The following is a 25388-nucleotide window of genomic DNA, read 5'->3' as shown; positions in this document are numbered from 1 at the left end:
GGTGGCATCCACCAAAGTGCCTTGGGTCATCATGACGCCTGCTTCGGCCAGCCAGCGATTGATGGTCTTGAACAATTGACGGGCCAGTTGATGCTGCTCGAGCAGGTGGCGGAAATTCATGATGGTGGTGCGATCCGGCAGGGCGCTATCCAGGGATAATCGGGCAAACAGGCGCATGGAGGCGATTTCGTACAGGGCATCTTCCATGGCACCGTCGCTCAGGTTGTACCAATGCTGCATGCAGTGAATACGCAGCATGGTCTCCAGCGGATAGGGCCGTCGGCCATTGCCCGCCTTGGGATAAAACGGCTCGATGACAGCGGTCATATTCTGCCATGGCAGAATCTGCTCCATGCGGGAGAGGAAAATCTCTTTTCGGGTCTGACGGCGCTTAGTGCTGAATTCACTATCGGCGAAGGTGAGTTGATGGCTCATGATGTCCCTCTGGGATGCGCTCCGGATGAATATGATGATCTCATATCAGGAACTTGTTCGCACCTTCCCTAACGAGGCGACTATCAGCCTCGAGCAAAATGTGTTTAACGGCTTTGCGACCAACAGCGAAGTGGCGCGGCAAAAAGCGACCGTTGACTCACGCGCCTACGGTGTGATGAACACCAGCGAAAGCACCGCTTATGCGGTGATTCAGGCCTATTTCGACGTGCTGCAACGCGAAGAATTTGTTCGCCTTGCTGAAGACGATCTGGCGAACCACGAGCGCATTTACGACCAGATAAAACTGCGTACCGATCAGGGCGTTGGGCGCTCCGGGGATTTTATGCAGGCCGAAGCGCGTCTGGCGCAGGCGCGAAACAACCTGCTGACCGAGCAGACTAACCTTGAAGACGCGAAAACCACCTTTGTCAGCGTGACGGGCATGGACCCGCAGGGTTTAAGCCAGCCAGAGAGCATTGACTCTCAACTGCCCACCTCGCTGGAAGATGCCAAAAGTCGGATGGAAAAAAATAATCCATTACTGAAGTCTGCCAATGCGGATATCGAAGCTGCGCACCAGCAGTACGAAGCGTCGAAATCCACCTTCTATCCACGTGTGGACGTTGAGCTTTCCCGCGGGATTAGCAACAACACCGATACCACTCGCGCGCACACCGAAGAGTGGGAGGCGATGGTCAAACTGCATTACAACCTGTACCAGGGCGGCAGCGACAAAGCCAACATGAACTCCCGTGCTTATCTGCACAAGCAGGCCCAGGATGTACGTAATAACACGCTGCGCCAGCTGAATCAGGAGCTACGCCTGGCCTGGACCGCACTGCAAAACGCACGCGCTCAGCTTCCTTCGGCGGAAGAATATGCCGACCGCAGCGTCAAAGTGCGCACAGCTTATCAGGATCAATTTAGTCTTGGCGAGCGTACACTGCTGGATTTACTCGATAGTGAAAATGAAGTGTTCTCCTCTAAACGCCGTCTTGTTGAATTACGTTATCTGGCCATGACCAGTGGCTATCGTATTAGCGAACGCACCGGTGAATTAATGAATATTCTAAAAATTACACCTCCGCCATCGGGGCAACCGGTAGATTCAGCAGAAGAAAATAGCTTACCGGAACTTCATTAATAATTATTAATCCCCAATAAATCTCTGACCTGCACGCTTATAATTAGCTTGCTATTATTTAACCGTGCACGGTCAGAATGGTTGCGAAAATGAGTGCACAAGCCGAATTATTAAATGACGTCCCTGAGAATCACGCTCGTCCTAATTCTCAACATCACGACCCACGTAGCCATAATGACGACCCGTTATTAGATAGCTTACTAATTCTGTGTTCTCTGCACGGAAAACCGGCGAGTCGTTCAACATTAAGCAGTGGCCTGCCATTAGAAAACGATCGGCTCACGCTGAATATATTTCCACGCGCGGCGGCAAGGGCCGGTTTAAAGGCGCGAGTCGTCACGCGCTCACTCGATAAAATTCCAGCGATGTCTCTGCCAGCGGTCTTGTTATTGAATTCTGGAGGAACCGGGGTGTTGCTGGCCTGGAACGATGACGGTAGCGCCCGCTTTATGCCCAGCGAAAGCGAAGGTGGAGAAATTTGCGTTGATGCCGCCACGCTTGAGCAAAACTATGCGGGTAAAGTCATTTTTGCGCATCCGCGCCACGAATTCGATTTGCAGGCAGAGGCCTTTCTGCCGCGCACCAAATCCTGGTTTAAAGACACGCTGAAGCTGTCGCGTTTTCTGTATATGGATGCGGTATTGGCCAGTCTGCTGATCAACCTGATTGCGCTCGGCACACCGCTCTTTACCATGAATGTGTATGACCGCGTCGTGCCAAACCAGGCAACGGTCACATTATGGGTGCTGGCAGTCGGCATCTGCCTGGCTTTTGTCTTTGATCTGATCTTAAAAATGCTGCGCGGTATCTGCCTTGATATTGCAGGTAAGAAAAGCGATCTCATCATCTCTTCGACCCTGTTTGAGCGCATTATCGGCATGGAGATGAAAGAGCGCCCGGCGCGCGTGGGCAGCTTTGCGCAAAACATTCACGAGTTTCAGTCGCTGCGTGATTTCCTCTCATCACTCACTCTGACGACAATTATCGATTTGCCCTTCACCCTGTTACTGCTGATTGTTATTGGCATTATCGGCGGCGCGCTGGCATGGATCCCCGTGCTGACGCTACCGATTGCCCTGTTGTGCAGTTGGGCACTACAAAAACCGGTCAACGCTGCTGTGGCAAAAACCATGAGCCTCGCCAGCGAACGCCAGGCGCTACTGATTGAAACCCTGAGCAGTCTGGATGCCATCAAAGTGAATAATGCCCAGAGCGAACGCCAGTTCCAGTGGGAACAAACGCTGGGTAGCCTGAGCCGTCTCGAACTGCGGGTGAAAACCTTGTCCAGCCTGGCGAGCAATCTCACCGGCTGGTTCCAGCAAATTTCAGGCGTGGTGATGATCATCGTCGGGGTGTACATGATTATCGACGGCAAACTGAGTATGGGTGGCTTGATCGCCTGCTACATGCTTAACGGTCGGGCACTCATGCCGCTGGGTCAGCTCACCGGCCTTATCGCCCGCTATCAGCAGGCGAAGCTGACCATCAAAAACACTGAGAAAATGATGTCGCTGACGCAGGAGCGCCGTGCGGATGAAAACCCGCTCAAGCGTGAACAGTTACAGGGCAGCATTGAATTTCGCGATGTGGATTTCAGCTACCCGGAGCAACAAAACCTGTCGCTGCACAAAATTAACCTGACCATTCAGCCCGGTGAGCGCATCGGCATTATCGGGCGCAGCGGTTCCGGTAAAAGTTCACTGAGTAAACTAATCGTCAATTTATACCAGCCGAGCGCCGGGAACCTGCTGATCGATGGTATCGACTCTCGTCAGCTGGATGTGAACGATCTGCGCCACAGCATCGGCTACGTGCCGCAGGACATCCAGCTATTCAACGGCACGCTGCGCGATAACCTGCTGTGCGGAGCGCGCTATGTCGATGACGAAACCATGCTGCGAGCGGCAGAACTGGCTGGCGTCAACGAATTCGCACGCCTGCATCCCGACGGCTATAACCTGCAGGTCGGCGAACGCGGCTCCCAGCTTTCCGGTGGGCAACGGCAGGCGGTGGCGCTCGCGCGCGCACTGTTGCTTAATCCCCCTCTCCTGCTACTGGATGAACCCACCAGTTCGATGGACAACACCAGCGAAGAGAAGATCAAACACGCGCTGGCCCCCTGCATTGCGGGAAAAACGTTATTACTGGTCACGCACCGCGCTTCCATGCTGTCGCTGGTTGACCGTCTGATTATTGTTGATAAAGGTCGCATCATCGCAGACGGTCCGAAAGGGGTAGTGATGGATGCGTTGAAAAAGGGGCAAATTAATGCGTCTCGCTGATCTCCTGACTCGTGCCCGCAGCTATATGCAGCACTATTTTCGCGGTCGTGATGAAAATCAAACTGACAGTATTAATGAGGTTAGCCAGGCCATAATTGATGACGCCCCAAGAGTGATACGACTGACGCTGTGGGTGATCCTCGCGCTGGTGGTGCTGTCCTTCATCTGGGCTGGTTTTGCAAAAATTGATGAAGTGACACGCGGTGAAGGCAAAGCGATCCCTTCATCAAAACTGCAAAAAATCCAGAACCTGGAAGGGGGGATTGTTACCGAGCTATATGTGCATGAAGGGCAAATCGTTAACGCCGGAACCCCATTACTGCACCTCGATGACACGCGCTTCGCCTCCAACGTTGGCGAAACTGAAGCCGACAAACTCGGTCTGCGCGCCAAGGTAGAACGCCTGACGGCGGAAGTTGAAAACCGGGACTTTGTGATTTCACCCGAGATAGCCAGCCAGGCGCCGGATGTCGCCCGGGGAGAAACCGAGCTGTACAACAGCCGCCGGGAACAATTTCACAACGAAATTTCCGGGCTTGAAGAACAACTGGTGCAGAAAAAACAGGAGCTGCGCGACTTTGAGTCAAAGGAGGATCAGTTTAAGCACAGCCTCGGGTTAATCCGTCAGGAAATCAAAATGTCCGAGCCGCTGCTCGCTTCAGGTGCCATTTCAAAAGTCGAACTGCTGCGCCTGCGTCGTACCGAAGTGGAAACCGCCGGGCAGCTCAATTCTATTAGCCTGTCGCTGCCCAAGGCCACGTCAGAAATTAAAGAGATTGAGAATAAAATCGGTGAAAGCCGTGGCCGTTTCCAGAGCGATGCGCTGGCCCAACTCAATGAAGCTCGCACCAATCTGAGTAAAACCCAGGCAAGCGTTAAAGCACTGGAGGATCGGGTGAACCGTACCATGGTCACCTCACCGGTGCGGGGTATCGTCCAGCAGGTGATGGTGAATACTATCGGCGGCGTCATTCAACCGGGCAGCGATCTAGTGGAAATCGTTCCGCTGGATGACAAACTGTTAATCGAAGCCAAAATCCAGCCGCGCGATATCGCCTTCCTCCATCCGGGTCAACATGCGATGGTGAAATTTACCGCTTACGATTACACCATCTATGGCGGTCTGCAAGGCGAAGTAGTGCAGATAAGCCCGGACACCGTTACCGATAAGCAGGGCCGCAGCTTTTATATTGTGCGTTTGCAAACGGACAAAAATTACCTGGGAACAAAAGAGCATCCGATGCTGATCATTCCCGGCATGGTGGCGAGCGTCGATATTCTCACCGGCAAGAAAACGATTCTGAGCTACCTGTTAAAACCGATTATTCGCGCACGCGCGGAAGCACTCAGAGAACGTTGATCGGTTGCGCTCCCTTTCATTATTGCCAGGGAGCGCATGAGTTTATAACGGCGTGCAAAAGGAGAGCTTTCCACGATTCAGGATGATTTTCCCGTCGTTAACCAGTTCCTGTAACACCTTATGGATGGCGCTGCGTGAAATATGGTTACGGGTCAGAATAAAAGTATACACGGATGTTTTCTCACGTACCCCAGGCTCCATCGCCCAGATATATTTCACGTGTTCAATAATCTGCTCACGTATAGTGCGGTGCGACTGCAACGCCTCACGCTGGAAATAACGTTGAAGGTGATGCGTTAAGATATCAAACGCCTGCTTCCACAAGTTTTTAGCAGTAAACAGGAGATCGGCATTTTGGACGCTCATCGCCCACATTTCACAATCGGTATCACAACGTAAATAGTGGCCAGCCACTTCCGTACGCATTTGTGGCAGGCCGAGAATGGCAGGTGCAGAAATACTCACCGTGACTAAATCGTTTTCCACACGATAAACAGAGACAGTCCCTTTCTCCAGAAATAAGATATGTCCATCGGTCTTCAAATCAATACGCTGACGTTTTTTACGTAACGACAGCCAGGCATTATCCGACTTCTTCATTTCATCGCCAACGAGCACTACAGCATTTTCAATTTCTTTCTGGAACATGGGACTCTCTACCGCAAATTATGGCTTAGTCAAAAAGATGGTTAAATTTACTCAGCACTAAAAATAAATGTCAGCTCGCAAACAAGCTGACATTTATTCCCATCTACATCTACCACCGGCATTCCCTGGTGCCATTGACGCGTTAAGGTTCATGCTGTTTTCGCGTGGTGGTGCCAGGCAGTATATGTCGCTGTCCATAAAGAATTAATGGCAATCATCTTTGTCGACATTTTTTCATCTTTCTGTTCTTTGCAGAGTAGCCAAAAAGATACAATTAATTGATTTTAATGGGTTTTATTTTCATTAAAAAGTTATCATTCTTGTTATATCATGATACCAAATTGCAACACTTCGCGGTTCTCGCTGTGGAATCAGGTCCATGCTGGTGGTCTTTATAGGCTCAGTGGTATCATGACTAAACAACCACCAGACGCATCATCAAGAGTAGAGACAATATGTCTGAGACTGGCAATGTCAGTTATCTGATTGAAAATAGAATAATATTTACGCCAGCCACACAATGTCTGGCGCGGGTAGATCACCCCAATCAGCGGATAAAACTCAAACACTCAGCGTCGTTATGTCTTTTATTACTTATTCAACATCGCGGGCAAGTGGTTTCTCAAAACGAATTACTGGAATTCGGTTGGGGTAAAAATCACCGCCAGGTGAGTTTCAACGCCTTTTATCAAAGCATTCTCACGTTGCGTAAAAGCTTGCAGCAGCTGGAGCTTGAACAACCGCTGATCACAACGATCCCCCGCAAAGGGCTGATCATTCAAGAAGAGTTTGATATTCAGGTCATTGAAACACCGGAGGAGAACTCTGCTTCTGCGGAAGAATCCTTAGCGCCAGATGCCACCATTGAGGAATTTTTGGCTGACACACCGCGTCAACCTTTGATAACGGCTGCAGAAACAGTAATGTTGGCACTTACCCTGATAATTTGTGTGCTTATATTATATCCGTGGCAAGCCAGCGATGATTATTTCTCCGGCTATATCACTGCGGATAAAGCACCCACTGACTGTCAGTATTATTTCAATAACGATGCCAGTAATTTCTCCCGGCATACCGCGTTTATCGACAAAAACCCAGGACTGTGTCAGAGCCATAAATTTATCTATATCACGACCTATCCTGAGTCTAAGAAACTGTCCGTGCTGGTGTGTCGCTCACCGATAAAAGCCAGGCAAGAAAATGCCTGTCAGTCGGTATATTATCCACGGTATGATAGCTAATGAACTTATATCCCCGAACGTCCCGCATCCAGACAGGTATTATCCTGCTGCTTTGTTTTGCTGCGCTTATTCTTACTGTCGTCTATCGGTACAGTAAGAACAATGGCGAGTTACATGATCTCACTTGCCGCTCTGCCATCGAAATTGTACGCAATACAAGCTCGTTCCGCGGGATTATTGATATTAAAACCGGGGGCAGTAAAGGTATTGTGAATATTGATGGTATTATCAAAGATGCCGAAAATAATGAGCAAACCGTGCAACGCATGGTACTTTTTACACAATCCAGCTACGGCTCAAGCCCGGTTTGGATTTCACAGAAAATCCAAATTTCCAATCGCGAAACGGCTCCCGCCAGCCTTATTCAGGAACTCCTCCCCGACTTTTTCCTGACCAACACCAGCGTATCCAACGTCGATTTTTTTGCGCTGAACAGCGCGACATACCTGATTACCAAAGAGGGGATCCCCTATCTGTACTGCCAGAATTATGCTTTGCCGGAAAATGAATAATCAATAAGCGTTCTGGCGGCAAAACCTACGGATGAATCTCAGTCGTTGTCGGTGATAAGATAGACCATTCAGGTCGAGCCAACGCTCGTCGTTACTGCCCATCAGGCGGCTTTCGAATGACAAATTTGTGGGTTTATGTGAGTTTCCAGGGGCTCACGTGAGACTGCCCTGGTCCCCAAAAAGATTAAAAAAAGAGCAAAAGCGATATGAAAGAGTCACTTGATACGGACTTCACGAACCACACCCCAATGATGCAGCAGTATCTCAAGCTGAAAGCCCAGCATCCGGAGATACTGTTGTTTTACCGCATGGGCGACTTTTACGAACTGTTTTATGACGATGCGAAACGTGCGTCTCAGTTGCTTGATATCTCCCTGACCAAACGCGGCGCGTCTGCGGGCGAGCCTATCCCGATGGCGGGCATTCCTCACCATGCGGTAGAAAACTACCTCGCTAAGCTGGTCAACCAGGGTGAGTCCGTTGCTATTTGTGAGCAGATTGGCGATCCGGCGACCAGCAAAGGTCCGGTTGAGCGCAAAGTAGTGCGTATCGTCACGCCAGGTACCATCAGTGATGAAGCGCTGTTGCAGGAACGCCAGGACAACCTGCTGGCCGCTATCTGGCAGGACAGTAAAGGTTACGGCTACGCCACGCTGGATATCAGCTCCGGGCGTTTTCGCGTCAGCGAACCTGCCGACCGCGAGACGATGGCTGCAGAATTGCAGCGCACCAATCCCGCTGAACTGCTGTATGCCGAAGATTTCGCTGAAACCTCACTGATTGAGGGACGTCGCGGATTACGTCGTCGTCCACTATGGGAATTTGAAATCGATACTGCTCGCCAGCAGCTAAACCTGCAGTTTGGCACGCGGGATCTGATTGGTTTTGGCGTGGAAAACGCCCCGCGTGGATTATGCGCGGCTGGCTGCCTGCTGCAATACGTAAAAGATACCCAGCGTACCTCGCTGCCGCATATTCGTTCCATCACCATGGAGCGCCAGCAGGACAGCATCATTATGGATGCCGCCACGCGCCGCAATCTGGAAATTACCCAGAACCTGGCAGGCGGCTTTGAAAACACGCTGGCTTCGGTACTCGACTGCACCGTGACGCCGATGGGCAGCCGTATGCTCAAGCGCTGGCTGCATATGCCGGTCCGCGACACCAAAGTCCTCACTGAGCGCCAACAGACCATCGGCGCGCTACAGGATTCCACCAGTGAATTGCAACCCGTGCTGCGTCAGGTCGGCGATCTTGAACGTATCCTGGCGCGCCTGGCCCTGCGTACTGCGCGCCCGCGCGATCTGGCCCGTATGCGTCATGCCTTCCAGCAATTACCGGAACTGCGCGCGCAACTGGAAAGCGTAGACAGTGCCCCCGTACAGATGCTGCGCGAGAAAATGGGTGAGTTTGCTGACCTGCGTGAACTGCTGGAACGCGCCGTGGTGGAAGCTCCACCGGTGCTGGTTCGCGACGGTGGCGTCATCGCACCGGGCTATAACGAAGAACTGGACGAGTGGCGAGCGTTGGCTGATGGCGCAACTGACTATCTGGACAGACTGGAAATTCGCGAGCGCGAGCGCACCGGCCTTGATACGCTGAAGGTTGGATTTAACGCCGTTCACGGCTACTACATTCAGATCAGTCGCGGGCAAAGTCATCTGGCGCCGATTAACTATGTGCGTCGCCAGACGCTGAAAAACGCCGAACGCTACATTATTCCGGAGCTGAAAGAGTACGAAGACAAAGTTCTGACATCAAAAGGCAAAGCGCTGGCGCTGGAAAAACAGTTGTACGATGAGCTGTTCGACATGCTGCTGCCGCACCTGGCTGATTTGCAACAAAGCGCCAGCGCGCTGGCAGAACTGGACGTACTGGTCAACCTTGCGGAACGCGCTTATACCCTGAATTACACCTGCCCGACCTTCACCGACAAGCCTGGTATTCGTATTACCGAGGGACGTCATCCGGTGGTTGAACAGGTGCTGACCGAGCCGTTTATCGCCAACCCGCTTAACCTCTCGCCTCAGCGACGGATGCTGATCATCACCGGCCCGAATATGGGGGGTAAAAGTACCTATATGCGCCAGACTGCGTTAATTGCGCTGCTGGCCTACATCGGCAGCTACGTTCCGGCGCAGAAAGTGGAAATAGGCCCGATCGATCGGATCTTTACTCGCGTCGGTGCGGCGGATGATCTGGCCTCCGGTCGTTCTACCTTCATGGTAGAAATGACTGAAACCGCCAACATTCTGCATAATGCCACCGAGAACAGCCTGGTGCTGATGGATGAGATTGGACGCGGCACCTCCACCTACGACGGCCTGTCGCTGGCGTGGGCGTGCGCGGAAAACCTGGCTAATAAAATCAAAGCATTAACCTTGTTTGCCACCCACTATTTCGAACTGACTCAGTTACCGGAGAAAATGGAGGGCGTCGCGAATGTGCATCTGGATGCGTTAGAGCACGGCGATACCATCGCCTTCATGCACAGCGTACAGGATGGTGCGGCAAGCAAGAGCTATGGTCTGGCGGTAGCTGCCCTGGCAGGTGTACCAAAAGAGGTTATTAAACGCGCGCGGCAAAAACTGCGCGAACTGGAAAGCATCGCGCCGAATGTTGCTGCAACTCAGGTCGACGGCACACAGATGTCGCTCCTGTCAGCTCCGGAAGAAACGTCGCCCGCCGTTGAAGCACTGGAAAATCTCGACCCGGATTCGCTAACGCCTCGCCAGGCGCTGGAGTGGATCTACCGGTTGAAGAGTCTGGTATAACGCCGTAATGCCCGATAGTGATACGCTTATCGGGCCTGCAAAATATCGCTATATGTAGGCCGGGTAAGGCGAAGCCGCACCCGGCGTGTTGATTAGCGCTTATCTTCTGCCAGCAGCGGTGGAATACTCGGCACCATCGGTGCGTCATCAATATCCTTCTGCGTCATGCGAAACGCTTGCGGGTAGTGCTCGCGGCAGGTACGGCGTAGAGGCTCAGTATCACGCCAGGTGTATAGACAATGCTGGCACTGATATACCGTCCAGACATCTTTTACCGGCGAGTTTGCCATCACTTCAATATGTTCATCGGCACAACGTGGACAAATCATCTGCTACTCCTTATTTACGGTTGGCCAGCATGGCGGTCAGTTTTTCTGCCCAGGCTTTCGTTTCTGGTAAATCGCATACCGGCTGGCTGTAGTGCCCACGGTTATCCGGCGCAACCGGCGTAGTCGCATCAATAATTAACTTGTCGGTAATCCCCGCCGGACTGGAACCCGGATCAAGCTCCAGCACCGACATATTCGGCAATTGCACCAGATCGCCCGCCGGATTGACCTTCGAAGACAGCGCCCACATCACCTGCGGCAGGTTGAACGGATCAACATCCTCATCAACCATAATCACCATTTTCACGTAACCCAGGCCATGCGGCGTCGTCATTGCGCGCAGCCCCACCGCGCGGGCAAAGCCGCCGTAGCGTTTTTTGGTGGAGATAATCGCCAGCAAACCGTGGGTATACATGGCATTCACCGCCTGCACTTCCGGAAATTCGGCTTTCAGCTGTTGATAAAGCGGTACGCAGGTTGCCGGACCCATCAGGTAGTCAATCTCCGTCCACGGCATCCCCAAATATAACGATTCAAAAATCGGTTTGGTGCGATAAGAGACTTTATCGATACGCACGACCGTCATATTACGTCCACCGGAATAGTGCCCGGTAAACTCGCCAAACGGCCCTTCGATTTCACGCTTACGGCTTTCAATTACCCCTTCGAGGATCACTTCTGAACCCCATGGCACGTCAAAGCCGGTGAGCGGCGCGGTAGCGATCGGATACGGACTTTCACGTAGCGCTCCCGCCATTTCGTATTCCGACTGATCGTACTTCAGCGGCGTGGCCCCCATGAGGGTAATGATCGGATCGTTACCCAGCGTGATGGCAATCGGCAGATCTTCACCGCGCTCTTCGGCTTTATGCAGGTGCAGCGCGATATCATGCATCGGTACCGGCTGCAGGCCAAGCTTGCGTTTGCCCTTCACTTCCATACGATAAATGCCGACGTTCTGTTTGCCGAAGTTGTCCGGATCCAGCGGATCGCGCGACACCACGCAGGCTTTATCGAGATAGAAACCGCCGTCGCCATCGTTCAGGCGAAACAGCGGCAGAATATCAAACAGGTTGATCTCATCACCATCAACACAGTTTTCAGCCCATGCCGGGTTGGCGCGACGCTCCGGCGTAACCGGAAATTTATCCCAACGGCGGATAAACTCATCAATCTGTTTTTTCACCGGGGTATTTGGCGGCAGCCCTAAAGAGATAGCGTGATTCTGCCACGAGCCAATAGTGTTCATCGCCACACGGGCGTCGGTAAAACCACGAATATTGTCAAACCACAGCGCTGGCGCACCGTCGCCAATGCGCCCGGTTGCGTTGGCTGCCGCAGCCAGATCCGGCTCAGCGTTGACTTCTTCACTGATTTTCAGCAATTGTCCCTGGTCGTCCAGCGCCTGCAAAAAGCTGCGCAAATCATCAAATGCCATTATTCATTCTCCTGTGCAAAATTCTGTGCCTGCCGTAAACCCTGCCAGCGACGGGCGTTGGGGTGTTCCAGACCAAACTGATCGAGCACACGCGCAACGATATGCTGAGTGATGTCATCGACCGTTTGCGGGTGGTTGTAATACGCAGGCATTGGCGGGACCATCGCCACGCCCATGCGGGAAAGTGCGAGCATGTTTTCCAGATGAATAGTGCTCAGCGGCATTTCACGCGGAACCAGAACCAGCTTGCGCCCTTCTTTCAGCACCACATCAGCAGCGCGACCCACCAGCCCTTCCGCGTAGCCTGCACGAATACCGGCCAGGGTTTTCATACTGCAGGGGATAATGATCATGCCGTCAGTGCGAAACGATCCAGAGGAGATGGTCGCCGCCTGATCCGCCGGGTTGTGGCAATAATCGGCCAACGCAGACACATCACGGACGCTGTGCGGCGTTTCCAGTTCAATAGTGGTTTTGGCCCACTTTGACAGCACCAGATGGGTTTCCACTTCGGGCATTTCCCGCAACGCCTGCAATAGCGACACGCCAAGCGGTGCGCCGGTTGCCCCGGTCATTCCGACAATTAATCTCATTTAGTTTCTCAATTTTTGTTCGTGTACGAACGTTTTGATTAAAATACTCTCACATAACATTTCGGGCAAGGCCATCGCGCACAGATCGCTAAAGCCGCAATTGTTAAAAAAAGATGCGTAACCCGCTATGATAGAGACTGACAGGAATTCCGGAGCGCTCATGCCGTTACGAAATAAAGCATTTCACCTTTTACGTCAGCTCTTCCAGCAGCATACGTCCCGCTGGCAACATGAATTACCGGACCTGACCAAACCACAGTATGCGGTAATGCGTGCCATTGCTGAACGTCCCGGCATTGAGCAGGTTGACCTGACCGAAGCCGCAGTCTGTACCAAGGCAACCCTTGCGGAAATGCTAAGCCGAATGGAAAAACGGGAGCTGGTCAGGCGTGAACATGACCCGGCAGATAAGCGTCGGCGGTTTGTTTATTTGACCGCACAAGGAGAAGAATTACTGGCCAGCGCAACTCCGTTAGGCGATAGCGTGGATGATGAGTTTCTGGGGCGATTATCTGATGAAGAACGTGAGCAGTTCACACGTCTGGTGCGTAAGATGATGAACTAATCTGCCGGATGGCGACATAAATGTCTTATCCGGCCTACAAAGTCCTGCTCCCCGTAGACCTGATAAACGCAGTGCCATCAGGCAACAAACATAGAAAAAGGCCAGTCTCAATGAGACTGGCCTTTCTTGATAGAACTTGTGCTTACTCGCGGAAAAGCGCTTCGATATTCAGTCCCTGAGTCTGCAGAATTTCACGCAGACGACGCAGACCTTCAACCTGAATCTGGCGAACACGTTCACGGGTGAGACCAATTTCACGGCCCACATCTTCCAGTGTCGCAGCTTCGTACCCCAGCAGACCAAAACGACGTGCCAGCACTTCACGCTGTTTGGCGTTCAGTTCGAACAGCCATTTGACGATGCTCTGTTTCATATCATCGTCTTGCGTGGTGTCTTCCGGGCCGTTTTCCTTTTCATCGGCCAGAATATCCAGCAACGCTTTTTCGGAATCGCCACCCAGCGGGGTGTCTACCGAGGTAATACGCTCGTTGAGTCGGAGCATACGGCTGACGTCATCAACCGGTTTATCCAGTTGTTCAGCAATCTCTTCTGCGCTCGGTTCGTGGTCCAGTTTATGCGACAACTCACGCGCGGTACGCAGATAGACGTTCAGCTCTTTTACAATGTGAATTGGCAGTCGGATCGTACGGGTTTGGTTCATAATCGCCCGTTCGATCGTCTGGCGGATCCACCAGGTTGCGTATGTTGAGAAGCGGAACCCGCGTTCCGGGTCAAACTTCTCGACTGCACGGATCAGTCCCAGATTGCCCTCTTCAATCAGGTCCAGCAATGCCAGACCACGATTGCCATAACGACGAGCAATTTTCACCACCAGACGCAGGTTACTTTCAATCATGCGACGGCGGGATGCGACATCCCCACGCAGTGCGCGACGCGCAAAATAAACTTCTTCTTCGGCTGTTAACAGTGGTGAATAACCAATCTCACCAAGGTAAAGCTGAGTCGCGTCCAACACACGCTGTGTGGCCCCCTGCGATAACAGCTCTTCTTCAGCCAGGTCGTTATCACTGGGTTCCTCTTCACTCAAGGCTTTTTCATCAAAAGCCTCTACTCCGTTCTCATCAAATTCCGCATCTTCATTTAAATCATGAACTTTCAGCGTATTCTGACTCATAAAGGTGGCTCCTACCCGTGATCCCTAACGGAACTAGCACGTGAAAGCCTGGTTCCGCCGAATTATCGCTGCGGTAAATAGCGCAGCGGGTTTACGGATTTCCCCTTGTAACGAATTTCAAAATGCAAGCGTGTTGAACTGGTTCCGGTGCTACCCATGGTAGCTATTTTCTGCCCCGCCTTGATTTCTTGTTGTTCCCGGACCAGCATTGTATCGTTATGGGCGTAGGCACTCAGGTAATCATCGTTATGTTTGATGATAATAAGATTACCGTAACCGCGCAGTGCGTTACCGGCATATACGACGCGTCCATCTGCGGTCGCGACAATAGCCTGTCCTTTACTGCCTGCAATATCGATCCCTTTATTGCCACCTTCAGTAGCCGCAAAGTTTTCGATTACTTTGCCGTCAGTCGGCCAGCGCCAGGTAGAGATTGGCGAGCTGGTTGACGTTGAGCTTGCAGTTGATTCGGTTGCGCTAACTGCTGGAGCCGTTACAGGCGCTGTGACAACGGTCCCAGCAGGCTTGTTGTTCGGCAACATTTTATTAGCACTTTGTTCACCTGAATCCTCAGAATACGTAATTGTTGGTTTCGAAGCAACAGCAACGGTGGAATTTTGTGCAGGGTTGGTCACAACTCCTTGCTGTGCTGCATCCGCCTGGGTAATAGCATTACCACCAGTAATCGGTGTACCCGACGCGTTGCCCACTTGCAGAGTTTGACCGACATTCAGGCCATACGGGGCCGGAACGTTATTGCGTTGTGCGAGATCACGGAAATCGTTCCCGGTAATCCAGGCAATATAGAAAAGGGTATCGCCTTTCTTAACAGTATAGGTACTGCCGCCCGTATAGCTACCTTTCGGAATGTTCCCATACTTACGGTTGTACACAATACGACCGTTTTCCATCTGCACAGGCTGTTCCGCGACAGGCTGGATCTGTGTTGACTGTGTGGTCGGACGCTGCACCGGCTGGATCTGTGGCGTTTGCTGTACTGTCGACGTCGAGCCCATTTTTGGTGGAGGCGTAATCAGCATGCCGGAATTGGTGTTCGTTGATGCACTGCCACCAACCGAGTTGACCGGCGCTGGTGGATTCGAGGTATTTGAACAACCTGCCAGCCATAATGAAACCAGTGACAATGCCGCAATGCGGCGAACGGTAAATTTGTGGCTTCCCGCGCTCATTTATCCCCCAGGAAAATTTGGTTAAAACCAGTGACGTAATCACCGTGCAAGGCATCGGACTGGGCACTGGAAACGTGACCACGATACGCTTACTAATTCCAGAATATCCAGGAAAACTCCAGGTATTCAGAGCCTGTATCTACGCAAGCTCCCCTTTTACTAAGGGAACGAAACGTACGGCCTCCACGGTATCGATAATAAATTCGCCTCCCCGACGACGCACCCGTTTCAGAAACTGGTGCTCGTCGCCCACGGGTAAGACGAGAATACCGCCTTCATCCAACTGCATCATCAATGCGGTTGGGATCTCAGGCGGCGCTGCCGTAACAATGATAGCGTCAAACGGGGCTCGCGCTTGCCAGCCCTGCCATCCATCACCATGACGGGTAGAAACATTATGTAAATCAAGCTGTTTAAGTCGACGACGCGCCTGCCACTGCAAACCTTTAATGCGCTCAACAGAGCATACATGGTGCACCAGGTGTGCCAGAATCGCCGTTTGGTAACCAGAGCCGGTACCAATTTCCAGCACCCGGGACTGCGGCGTTAACTCAAGCAGCTCAGTCATCCGCGCAACCATATAGGGCTGCGAAATCGTCTGCCCCTGACCAATCGGCAGAGCAATATTGTCCCAGGCCTTATGTTCAAACGCCTCATCAATGAATTTTTCACGCGGCACGGCGGCAAGTGCATCGAGAACAAGCTCATCTCTGATGCCCTGCGCACGTAATTGTTCAAGAAGAGTGTGTACGCGTCTGCTTACCATTGCGTGTCGGCTCCCACGCTGTCTAACCAGTCAGAAACAACTTCATGCGCGCCGTAGGCGGTTAAATCGACATGCAGCGGCGTAATGGAAACATAGCCTTCATCGACGGCGGCAAAATCTGTATCCGGCCCGGCGTCGCACTTTTCGCCCGGCGGCCCGATCCAGTACAGCGTATTACCGCGCGGGTCCTGCTGTGGTATCACCTGATCCGCAGGATGGCGACTACCGCAGCGGGTGACGCGGATACCTTTAATCTGATCCAGCGGTAAATCCGGCACGTTGATATTCAAAATTCGCCCGGTGCGCAGCGGTTCACGACTCAGCGCCCGTAAGATACGGCAGGTTACTGCGGCAGCAGTATCGTAGTGTTTATGCCCATCAAGTGAGACCGCCAACGCAGGAAAGCCCAGGTGACGACCTTCCATCGCCGCCGCAACGGTACCGGAATAGATAACATCATCGCCCAGATTAGGACCTGCGTTAATACCAGACACGACAATGTCCGGACGCGGACGCATTAATGCGTTCACGCCCAGATAGACGCAATCGGTAGGTGTACCCATTTGTACGGCGATATCACCGTTATCATAGGTGAACGTGCGAAGTGAGGATTCCAGCGTCAGCGAGTTAGACGCGCCACTGCGGTTACGATCCGGGGCAACCACCTGTACGTCAGCAAACTCACGCAGCGCTTTCGCCAGCGTTTGTATACCGGGTGCGTGGACCCCATCATCGTTACTCAGCAATATACGCATAATCACCCATTGTGTTAATAAGTTCCCTTACAACACTGGTGGCGAAGCTACCTGCCGGTAGCCAGAAACGTAACTCAACGGTTACGTCATCCCACCAGTTCCAGCTTAATTGTTGTGGATACAGCAACATAGCACGACGCGATGCGTCGACTTTCTCGCGCAATAACAGCGACTGCAGCGCGGTTTCATCAGCAATAGCGGCTTCTTCAAACGCCAGCGCGTCGCGCTGAGTTCCCCACTCACCGCTGCCCGGTAATGCCGCTGTAATCATCAATTCTTTATCATCGACGCGACGCTGTAATTCGGTTTGTTCTTCCTGCGTGGCGACAAACCAACTTCCGCGTCCCGACAATTGTAGCGCATCGCCGTCAACAACTTGATTAAAGTCTGTTTTTTTCAAGCGTTCACTGACTATCTGATTAAACAACGCGCTACGGGCCGCCGACAACCAAAAACTGCGCTTATTGCGATCGCGCACCGGCGCATCGCTTTGCGCCCAACGCAGCGCCCCTTGCAGGTTGCTGCCGCCAATACCAAAACGCTGAGCGCCAAAATAGTTCGGTACGCCGCGCTCGCTAATCGCCTGCAAACGCGCTTCAACGTCCTCTCGCTGGCTCACTTCACGCAGCACCAGCGTAAATTCGTTACCTTTCAACGCCCCTAAACGCAGCTTACGCTTGTGGCGCGCGTACTCCAGCACTTTACAGCCTTCGAGTTCAAATTTGCTTAAATCAGGCATTGCATTGCCCGGCACGCGCGCGCACAGCCACTGTTCCGTGACTGCATGCTTGTCTTTCTGGCCAGCAAAGCTCACTTCACGGGCGTGAATTTTCAGGAACTTCGCCAGCGCGTCAGCCACAAAACGGGTATTACAGCCGTTTTTCAGGATACGCACCAAAATGTGCTCGCCTTCGCCATCCGGTTCGAAGCCTAAATCTTCGACGACGACAAAGTCTTCCGGATTCGCTTTCAGAACGCCATGGCCTTGTGGTTTGCCATGGAGATACGTCAGATCTTCAAACGCAGTCATTTCGTTGCCTTAATGAGTAACGCCACCGCTTCACAGGCAATCCCTTCCCCACGCCCGGTAAAACCGAGTTTTTCCGTGGTGGTCGCTTTCACGTTAACATCATCCATATGGCAGCCGAGATCTTCGGCAATAAACACGCGCATTTGCGGAATGTGCGGCAGCATCTTCGGCGCCTGAGCAATAATCGTCACATCCACATTACCAAGCGTATAGCCTTTGGCCTGAATACGCCGCCAGGCTTCACGCAATAATTCACGACTATCTGCACCTTTAAAGGCCGGGTCGGTGTCCGGGAAGAGTTTACCGATATCCCCCAGCGCAGCCGCGCCCAGCAGAGCATCGGTTAACGCGTGTAACGCCACGTCGCCATCAGAATGCGCCAGCAATCCTTTTTCATACGGGATGCGCACACCACCAATGATAATTGGGCCAACTCCGCCAAAAGCGTGTACGTCGAAACCGTGTCCAATTCGCATTATGCCTTCTCCTGATATACACAACATCCTCCAGGCAGCCTGAAGAATGATGTATCTAGATAGTTCGGGTCAGATAAAATTCCGCCAGCGCCAGGTCTTCCGGGCGGGTGACTTTGATGTTGTCAGCGCGTCCTTCGACCAGCAGCGGATGAAAACCGCAATATTCCAGCGCCGAGGCTTCGTCCGTAATGGTTGCGCCTTCGTTTAGCGCACGGGTCAGACAGTCATGCAACAGCTCGCGAGGGAAAAACTGCGGCGTCAACGCATGCCATAAATCGGTGCGATCGACCGTATGGGCGATGTCTGTTCGGCCCGGCTCCGCGCGTTTCATCGTGTCGCGCACCGGCGCGGCAAGGATCCCGCCGATGCGGCTGGTTTCACTTATTGCCAGCAAACGAGATAAATCTTCCTGATGCAGGCACGGACGCGCGGCATCATGCACCAGTACCCAACTGGCCTCACCTGCGGCTTGCAAACCGGCCAGGACAGAATCGGCACGCTCGTTGCCACCATCCACCACGGTAATTTGCGGGTGCGCTGCGAGTGGAAGTTGGGCAAAGCGACTGTCGCCTGGGCTAATAGCGATGACGACTCGCGTCACCCGGGGATGAGCCAGCAGCGCATCAACCGAGTGTTCGAGAATGGTTTTATTGCCAATAGAGAGGTACTGCTTAGGACACTCTGTTTGCATTCGGCGGCCAAACCCGGCAGCCGGCACCACGGCGCAAACGTCCATTAAAGTGGCTGCCATGTTAAATCCCTGGACGGTTTATCGATTGTTTTGCCCTGCAGTCTGAGCGCGTTTAGACGCGTCAGGCACCAGACGATAAAAGGTTTCGCCTGGCTTAGTCATACTGAGTTCGTTACGCGCGCGCTCTTCGATAGCCTCTTGCCCGCCATTGAGATCGTCAATTTCGGCAAAAAGCTGATCGTTACGCGCTTTCAGTTTCGCGTTTGTAGCTTGCTGCGCCGCAACATCATCGTTGACGCGACTATAGTCATGTATGCCGTTCTTACCGAACCACAGCGAATACTGTAGCCAGACTAATAAAGCCAGCAACAGCAACGTAAGTTTACCCATCCTGCCCCCTGAAAAACGGCATCAACATCCCATAAACTCCGCTGACAACTTTACATCAACGGACGGGAATGCCGCGACAACGCGGGCAAATGTACCACATTTGCTCGTTGTTACGTATACCCCGTGTAAGGAGAACATAATCTCATTGTTGGTTACGGTTTGAATTATGGCCAGACAGTGAACAACAGCGGCGATCGCGTGGAAGGACGTATGCCTAACCCAGTAGCCACAGAAACAGTGCGCCAAACATTGCGCCAACCACCAGCAGGGTACAGGCAATACTCAGCAGCAATCTCCCCTTCAATAGCGAATGCAGGGCAATACCCGCGACAATCGCCACGGGCAACAACGCGAGGAAAAAGGGCCAGGTATAGAGGAAGAAAAACAGTGTGTTAGGGCCATACATCAGACACGGGAATCCCAGCGCCAGCAACCACGCGACAAAACCGACCACGGCTCCTGGGAGTGACCAGGTAGTTTCGTCGTCGGCAGCGAAGGTATCTGATTCTGTAATAGTAATGTTATGGCTGTTACGCATATCTAATCCTGTGACTGTGACTGACCGGGCATGCAAGCTCGGGTGTCTCAGGATCTGATAATATCTTCCTGCCTCAGCAGGTCTAATAATTGAGGAACCAAATTTGTTACCAATTGTTCACCATCAAGATGAATCTCTGGCGATTCAGGCGCTTCGTAAACCGAGTCAATTCCGGTGAAATTGCGCAATTCCCCCGCTCGCGCTTTTTTATACAGCCCTTTTGGATCGCGTGCTTCACACGTTGCTAATGGCGTATCGACAAAAACCTCAATAAAACGCCCTTCGCCCACGCGCTCGCGAACCATTTTTCGCTCGGCGCGATGTGGAGAGATAAACGCAGTCAACACCACCAGGCCGGCGTCTACCATTAGATTAGCCACTTCACCAACCCGACGAATATTCTCCTTGCGATCGGCATCGCTAAACCCAAGATCGCTGCACAGACCGTGACGCACGTTATCGCCATCCAGCAGATAGGTACTCACCCCTAGCTTATGCAGCGCCTCTTCCAGCGCCCCTGCTACCGTGGATTTACCAGAACCTGACAGCCCGGTAAACCACAGCACAACACCACGATGACCGTGGCGTTGTTCCCGCTGTTGCGGTGTAACAGGATGGGCATGCCAGACGACGTTTTCGTCATGCAGCGCCATTATTTTCCTCCCAGCAGATCGCGCGCACCCCAGTGTGGGAAGTGGCGACGCACCAGTGCATTAAGCTCCAGCTCAAACGCGCTGAACTGAGAAGTGGTGGCAAGCTCCTGGACGATTGGCTCACGCACCAGCCCCGCGCCAACGGTAACGTTAGTCAGGCGATCAATGATAATCAGCCCGCCCGTAACCGGATTCTGCTGATAGGTATCCAGCACCAGCGGCTCATCAAAAGTCAGATTAACCAGACCGATGCCGTTCAGCGGTAGCGCTTCAACGTCACGCTGGGTCAGGTTGTTTATATCGACCTGATACTGCACGCTATCAATGCGTGCACGGGTCTTCTTGCCTGCCACTTTGATGTCGTAGCTCTGCCCTGGCGACAACGGTTGTTCCGCCATCCACACCACATCAACGGCAGCGCTTTGTACTGTCGGCAGCGTTTCACCGGCATCCAGTAACAGGTCACCCCGGCTGATATCGATCTCATCTTTCAGCACCAGGGTAATCGCTTCACCTGCATGCGCTTCCTGTAAATCGCCATCAAAGGTCACAATCCGCGCCACGCTCGACTCAACGCCGGACGGCAGCACTTTGACGCGCTGCCCGACCTTCACGCTACCAGAGGCCAGCGTTCCGGCATAACCACGGAAATCCAGATTCGGTCGGTTCACATACTGCACCGGGAAGCGCATCGGCTGAGTATCAACAATGCGCTGGATCTCAACGGTTTCCAGCACTTCCAGCAGCGTCGGACCGCTGTACCACGGCATACTGGCGCTTTGCGAAGCCACGTTATCGCCTTCCAGTGCAGAGAGCGGCACAAACCGGATATCCAGGTTGCCCGGCAGTTGTTCAGCAAAAGTAAGATAGTCTTCGCGAATGCGGTTAAATGTCTCTTCGCTAAAGTCCACCAGATCCATTTTGTTGATCGCCACCACCAGGTGTTTGATCCCAAGCAGCGTGGAGATAAAGCTATGACGACGAGTCTGATCCAGCACGCCTTTACGCGCATCGATCAATAGGATCGCCAGATCGCAGGTCGACGCACCGGTCGCCATATTACGGGTGTACTGCTCATGTCCGGGAGTGTCCGCAATAATAAATTTACGCTTCTCGGTAGAGAAATAACGGTACGCCACGTCGATGGTGATGCCCTGCTCGCGCTCGGCCTGCAAGCCGTCAACCAATAACGCCAGGTCAAGCTTTTCGCCCTGAGTACCGTGACGTTTACTGTCGTTGTGCAGCGATGAAAGCTGGTCTTCATAAATCTGACGCGTGTCGTGCAGCAGACGGCCAATCAGGGTACTTTTCCCGTCATCCACGCTACCGCAGGTTAAAAAACGCAGCAGACTTTTGTGTTGCTGGGCAACCATCCAGGCTTCAACGCCGCCTTCATTAGCAATTTGTTGTGCAAGTGTCGTATTCATGGCGGCTCCTTAGAAATACCCCTGACGTTTCTTCAGCTCCATGGAGCCCGCCTGGTCGCGGTCAATCACGCGGCCCTGACGTTCACTGGTGGTTGAGACCAGCATCTCTTCGATAATTTCCGGCAGCGTCTGCGCATTCGACTCCACCGCGCCTGTCAGCGGCCAGCAGCCGAGCGTACGGAAACGCACCATGCGTTTTTTAATCACTTCCCCGGGCTGCAGATCGATTCTGTCGTCATCAATCATCATCAGCATGCCGTCGCGTTCCAGCACCGGACGCTCCGCCGCCAGATACAGCGGCACGATGTCGATATTTTCCAGCCAGATGTATTGCCAGATATCCTGTTCAGTCCAGTTAGAGAGCGGGAAGACGCGAATGCTTTCGCCTTTGTTAATCTGCCCGTTGTAGTTATGCCACAGCTCCGGGCGCTGGTTTTTCGGGTCCCAGCGATGAAAACGATCGCGGAAAGAGTAAATGCGCTCTTTGGCACGTGATTTCTCTTCGTCACGACGAGCACCACCAAACGCGGCATCGAAACCGTATTTATTCAGTGCCTGCTTCAGCCCTTCGGTTTTCATAATGTCGGTATGCTTGGCGCTGCCGTGGACGAACGGGTTGATGCCCATCGCCACCCCTTCCGGGTTTTTATGCACCAGCAGTTCACAGCCGTAGGCTTTCGCCGTGCGGTCACGAAACTCGTACATTTCGCTGAATTTCCAGCCGGTATCAACGTGCAGCAATGGGAACGGCAGCGTGCCCGGATAAAACGCTTTACGCGCCAGATGCAGCATTACGCTGGAATCTTTGCCGATGGAATACATCATCACCGGATTAGAAAACTCGGCGGCCACCTCACGAATGATATGGATGCTCTCCGCTTCCAGTTGCCGCAGGTGGGTAAGTCGTTTTTGATCCATAACCGTTCCTATGTAATGCCGTTATTTTGCTAACGATGCTCAGATAACCTGACTATAGGGAGGGCAAGAGGGCGAATGAAATTACGAATTGGAATGAGTAGTTCCTCAAAGGAATAACGATCCGGAAAAGCAAATATCAAAAAGTGCTTAAGCTACCGGAATTCGGGCATTTAGGAGCAAATGAAATTGTTTTACCTCGATCACGGTTTCATACTAGCGGCTAAAAATTTCTGCTTGGTATTTAAGGACTCATCATGTTTCTCGCATCGCGCCACCTTCTTGCAGCCATGGCGCTCGGCGCGTGCTTCATCCTTCCCGCACAGGCAACATCTTCGAAGCCCGGAGATATCGCAAATACCCAGGCTCGATATATCGCAACGTTTTTCCCTGGCCGCGTGACGGGATCTCCGGCTGAAATGTTGTCTGCTGATTATATACGTCAACAATTTCAGCAGATGGGCTATAGCAGCGATATTCGGACGTTTAATAGCCGTTATGTTTATACCGCCAAAGATAACCGTAAAAACTGGCATAACGTAACGGGAAGCACCGTTATTGCAGCACATGAAGGTAAAGCGCCGCAGCAGATTATTATTATGGCGCACCTCGACACCTACGCCGCACAAAGCGACGCCGATTCCGATGCCAATCTGGGTGGATTAACCCTGCAAGGTATCGATGACAACGCCGCAGGTGTTGGCGTAATGCTGGAACTGGCAGAAAAACTCAAAAACGTGCCGACGCAGTACGGTATTCGATTTATCGCCACCAGCGGCGAGGAAGAAGGAAAACTGGGCGCGGAGAACATCCTGAAGCGAATGAGCGCCGCCGAGAAGAAAAACACGCTGCTGGTTATCAACCTCGATAATCTGATCGTCGGCGATAAGCTCTATTTCAATAGCGGTAAGAAAACCCCGGAAGCGGTGCGAAAACTGACGCGCGACCGGGCACTGGCTATCGCGCACAGCCGCGGTATCGTTGCCAGCACCAATCCAGGTCTGAACAAAGGCTATCCGAAAGGCACTGGATGTTGTAACGATGCAGAGGTCTTCGACAACGCGGGGATTGCCGTTCTCTCCGTTGAAGCGACCAACTGGAACCTGGGCAAGAAAGATGGCTATCAGCAGCGCGCCAAAAGCGCCTCATTCCCGGCAGGCAACAGCTGGCACGATGTGCGACTGGATAACCAGCAGCATATCGATAAAGCGTTACCGGGCCGGATAGAGCACCGTAGCCGCGACGTGGTACGCATTATGCTGCCACTGGTAAAAGAACTGGCAAAAGCGGGTAAATCCTGAAGAAGGGATCCGGTAGGATGTAAATCTTACCGGCCCCCTTTCCTGTTACCCTTCGTGCAGTCCGCACTCGCGCTTCAATCCGAAGAAACGCGTCTCTTCTTCCGCCATACCCGGCTCCCATTTACGGGTGGTGTGGGTATCACCTACCGACAGATAGCCCTGATCCCACAACGGATGGTATTTCAGGCCATGTTTTTGCAGATATTGATAAACCGTACGGTTATCCCAGTCGATGATCGGCAGAACTTTAAACACGCCGCGCTGGATAGCCAGCACCGGCAAATGCGCACGACTGCCCGATTGCTCACGGCGCAGACCGGCAAACCAGGTCTGCGCGTTCAACTCCTGCAGTGCCCGGTTCATCGGCTCGACTTTGTTGATGTCATTGTATTTTTCAATGCCCTCAACGCCCTGCTCCCAAAGTTTGCCGTAGCGCGCTTCCTGCCAGGCCGCGCTCTCCTGCGCCCGATAGACCTTCAGGTTCAGGTTGAGCTTGTCCGTTAACTCATCAATAAACTGGTAGGTTTCCGGGAACAGATAACCAGTATCGGTGAGGATCACCGGGATATCCGGGCGAACCTGATTTACCAGATGCAGGCTCACTGCCGCCTGGATACCAAAACTTGATGACAGTACATATTCACCAGGCAGGTTTTCCAGCGCCCACGCTACGCGATCCTCGGCGCTCAATTTTTCCAGCTGGGCGTTGGTTTCGGCCAGCGCTAATACGCGATCCACTTTTGGCAGTTCGTTTAGCTTGTTTAGATCGAGTTGGGACATAAGTTCCTCACTGTATGCCT

25 protein-coding genes and 1 pseudogene are annotated in these 25388 nt (G+C 52.7%); 8 read left to right on the top strand and 18 right to left on the bottom strand.

All coding sequences use genetic code 11. The features are described from left to right. Positions 1-435: pseudogene (locus tag OGY37_RS09225) on the bottom strand (IS5-like element ISKpn26 family transposase); the annotation flags it as partial. Between the two features lie 31 nt (positions 436-466). Between OGY37_RS09225 and OGY37_RS09220 the strand changes: the two are divergent. The 3 genes from OGY37_RS09220 to OGY37_RS09210 all read left to right on the top strand — a co-directional run bounded on the left by OGY37_RS09220 (position 467) and on the right by OGY37_RS09210 (position 5221). Next, positions 467-1579 carry a TolC family outer membrane protein gene (locus tag OGY37_RS09220; RefSeq protein ID WP_286620637.1) on the top strand — a complete coding sequence of 371 codons (1113 nt, stop codon included), beginning with the start codon at positions 467-469 and terminating at the stop codon, positions 1577-1579. 89 nt (positions 1580-1668) lie between these two features. After that, the gene (locus OGY37_RS09215) at positions 1669-3861 is read left to right on the top strand and encodes a type I secretion system permease/ATPase (protein ID WP_286620635.1); all 2193 of its coding nucleotides are present in this window, start codon (positions 1669-1671) and stop codon (positions 3859-3861) included. Beyond that, on the top strand, positions 3848-5221 hold the full coding sequence (locus tag OGY37_RS09210; RefSeq protein WP_003825825.1) for an HlyD family type I secretion periplasmic adaptor subunit: 1374 nt from the start codon (positions 3848-3850) through the stop codon (positions 5219-5221). The genes OGY37_RS09215 and OGY37_RS09210 overlap by 14 nt, the downstream gene beginning before the upstream one ends. A 42-nt stretch (positions 5222-5263) precedes the next feature. Here the strand turns inward: OGY37_RS09210 and OGY37_RS09205 are convergent, their stop codons facing one another. Continuing rightward, positions 5264-5869, bottom strand: coding sequence for a helix-turn-helix domain-containing protein (locus OGY37_RS09205; RefSeq protein ID WP_071687043.1), 606 nt, complete (start codon positions 5867-5869; stop codon positions 5264-5266). A gap of 455 nt (positions 5870-6324) precedes the next feature. Between OGY37_RS09205 and OGY37_RS09200 the strand changes: the two genes are divergently transcribed. The 3 genes from OGY37_RS09200 to mutS all read left to right on the top strand — a co-directional run bounded on the left by OGY37_RS09200 (position 6325) and on the right by mutS (position 10396). After that, positions 6325-7110: a winged helix-turn-helix domain-containing protein gene (locus tag OGY37_RS09200; RefSeq protein ID WP_286620633.1), complete on the top strand. Its 786-nt coding sequence runs from the start codon at positions 6325-6327 to the stop codon at positions 7108-7110. Beyond that, positions 7110-7622, top strand: a complete 513-nt coding sequence (locus OGY37_RS09195; RefSeq protein ID WP_003825820.1) for a YqeJ family protein — start codon at positions 7110-7112, stop codon at positions 7620-7622. The genes OGY37_RS09200 and OGY37_RS09195 overlap by 1 nt, the downstream gene beginning before the upstream one ends. Before the next feature lie 206 nt (positions 7623-7828). Beyond that, positions 7829-10396, top strand: coding sequence for a DNA mismatch repair protein MutS (mutS, locus tag OGY37_RS09190; protein ID WP_148361533.1), 2568 nt, complete (start codon positions 7829-7831; stop codon positions 10394-10396). 92 nt (positions 10397-10488) lie between these two features. Here mutS and OGY37_RS09185 read toward each other — a convergent pair whose 3' ends face one another. Genes OGY37_RS09185 through OGY37_RS09175 form a run of 3 tightly spaced genes read right to left on the bottom strand, consistent with a single transcriptional unit; the run spans position 10489 to position 12756 of the window. Beyond that, positions 10489-10725, bottom strand: coding sequence for a non-oxidative hydroxyarylic acid decarboxylases subunit D (locus tag OGY37_RS09185; protein WP_126956672.1), 237 nt, complete (start codon positions 10723-10725; stop codon positions 10489-10491). Positions 10726-10735: 10 nt separating this feature from the next. Further along, the gene (locus OGY37_RS09180) at positions 10736-12163 is read right to left on the bottom strand and encodes a non-oxidative hydroxyarylic acid decarboxylases subunit C (protein ID WP_003825816.1); all 1428 of its coding nucleotides are present in this window, start codon (positions 12161-12163) and stop codon (positions 10736-10738) included. Next, a complete protein-coding gene (locus OGY37_RS09175) occupies positions 12163-12756 on the bottom strand; it encodes a non-oxidative hydroxyarylic acid decarboxylases subunit B (protein ID WP_286620631.1) in 594 nt (197 codons plus the stop codon). Before OGY37_RS09175 ends, OGY37_RS09180 begins: the two co-directional genes overlap by 1 nt. Positions 12757-12916: 160 nt before the next feature. Here OGY37_RS09175 and OGY37_RS09170 point away from each other — a divergent pair, with 160 nt between their 5' ends. Further along, on the top strand, positions 12917-13321 hold the full coding sequence (locus OGY37_RS09170) for a MarR family winged helix-turn-helix transcriptional regulator (protein ID WP_003825812.1): 405 nt from the start codon (positions 12917-12919) through the stop codon (positions 13319-13321). Positions 13322-13463: 142 nt separating this feature from the next. On the opposite strand, the gene rpoS is transcribed toward OGY37_RS09170, so the two are convergent. The 12 genes from rpoS to cysD form a co-directional block, all read right to left on the bottom strand. Then, complete coding sequence (rpoS, locus tag OGY37_RS09165) at positions 13464-14456, bottom strand: RNA polymerase sigma factor RpoS (RefSeq protein WP_000081498.1); 993 nt, start codon at positions 14454-14456, stop codon at positions 13464-13466. Positions 14457-14518: 62 nt separating this feature from the next. Continuing rightward, positions 14519-15601 (bottom strand): murein hydrolase activator NlpD, encoded by a 1083-nt coding sequence (gene nlpD / locus OGY37_RS09160; RefSeq protein ID WP_223240872.1) that lies wholly within the window; start codon positions 15599-15601, stop codon positions 14519-14521. A 184-nt stretch (positions 15602-15785) separates the two neighbouring features. Further along, a complete protein-coding gene (locus tag OGY37_RS09155; protein ID WP_003034172.1) occupies positions 15786-16412 on the bottom strand; it encodes a protein-L-isoaspartate(D-aspartate) O-methyltransferase in 627 nt (208 codons plus the stop codon). Continuing rightward, positions 16406-17167: a 5'/3'-nucleotidase SurE gene (gene surE, locus OGY37_RS09150; RefSeq protein ID WP_003825728.1), complete on the bottom strand. Its 762-nt coding sequence runs from the start codon at positions 17165-17167 to the stop codon at positions 16406-16408. The genes OGY37_RS09155 and surE overlap by 7 nt, the downstream gene beginning before the upstream one ends. Then, positions 17148-18197, bottom strand: a complete 1050-nt coding sequence (gene truD, locus OGY37_RS09145; protein ID WP_003825726.1) for a tRNA pseudouridine(13) synthase TruD — start codon at positions 18195-18197, stop codon at positions 17148-17150. The genes surE and truD overlap by 20 nt, the downstream gene beginning before the upstream one ends. Then, entirely contained in the window at positions 18194-18673 is a 480-nt protein-coding gene (ispF, locus tag OGY37_RS09140; RefSeq protein WP_003034167.1) for a 2-C-methyl-D-erythritol 2,4-cyclodiphosphate synthase, read from the bottom strand. Before ispF ends, truD begins: the two co-directional genes overlap by 4 nt. A gap of 55 nt (positions 18674-18728) precedes the next feature. Continuing rightward, entirely contained in the window at positions 18729-19424 is a 696-nt protein-coding gene (ispD, locus tag OGY37_RS09135; RefSeq protein ID WP_003825722.1) for a 2-C-methyl-D-erythritol 4-phosphate cytidylyltransferase, read from the bottom strand. Positions 19425-19442: 18 nt separating this feature from the next. Then, positions 19443-19754 (bottom strand): cell division protein FtsB, encoded by a 312-nt coding sequence (ftsB, locus tag OGY37_RS09130; RefSeq protein WP_003034163.1) that lies wholly within the window; start codon positions 19752-19754, stop codon positions 19443-19445. Positions 19755-19968: 214 nt separating this feature from the next. After that, entirely contained in the window at positions 19969-20292 is a 324-nt protein-coding gene (locus tag OGY37_RS09125) for a DUF3561 family protein (protein WP_020996298.1), read from the bottom strand. A gap of 47 nt (positions 20293-20339) precedes the next feature. After that, positions 20340-20945: an adenylyl-sulfate kinase gene (gene cysC, locus OGY37_RS09120; RefSeq protein ID WP_003034157.1), complete on the bottom strand. Its 606-nt coding sequence runs from the start codon at positions 20943-20945 to the stop codon at positions 20340-20342. Next, positions 20945-22372, bottom strand: coding sequence for a sulfate adenylyltransferase subunit CysN (cysN, locus tag OGY37_RS09115; protein ID WP_148361529.1), 1428 nt, complete (start codon positions 22370-22372; stop codon positions 20945-20947). Before cysN ends, cysC begins: the two co-directional genes overlap by 1 nt. A 9-nt stretch (positions 22373-22381) precedes the next feature. Continuing rightward, complete coding sequence (cysD, locus tag OGY37_RS09110) at positions 22382-23290, bottom strand: sulfate adenylyltransferase subunit CysD (RefSeq protein WP_003034152.1); 909 nt, start codon at positions 23288-23290, stop codon at positions 22382-22384. Between the two features lie 254 nt (positions 23291-23544). On the opposite strand from cysD, the gene OGY37_RS09105 reads away from it, so the two are divergent. Further along, positions 23545-24588 carry an aminopeptidase gene (locus OGY37_RS09105; RefSeq protein WP_149384697.1) on the top strand — a complete coding sequence of 348 codons (1044 nt, stop codon included), beginning with the start codon at positions 23545-23547 and terminating at the stop codon, positions 24586-24588. Positions 24589-24633: 45 nt separating this feature from the next. Here the strand turns inward: OGY37_RS09105 and cysH are convergent, their stop codons facing one another. Continuing rightward, complete coding sequence (cysH, locus tag OGY37_RS09100) at positions 24634-25368, bottom strand: phosphoadenosine phosphosulfate reductase (RefSeq protein ID WP_286620628.1); 735 nt, start codon at positions 25366-25368, stop codon at positions 24634-24636. Positions 25369-25388: the final 20 nt, after the last annotated feature.

The organism is Citrobacter sp. Cpo030, from assembly GCF_030333005.1.
Classification (GTDB): domain Bacteria; phylum Pseudomonadota; class Gammaproteobacteria; order Enterobacterales; family Enterobacteriaceae; genus Citrobacter; species Citrobacter portucalensis.
This window is presented reverse-complemented; position numbering and strand designations above follow the sequence as displayed.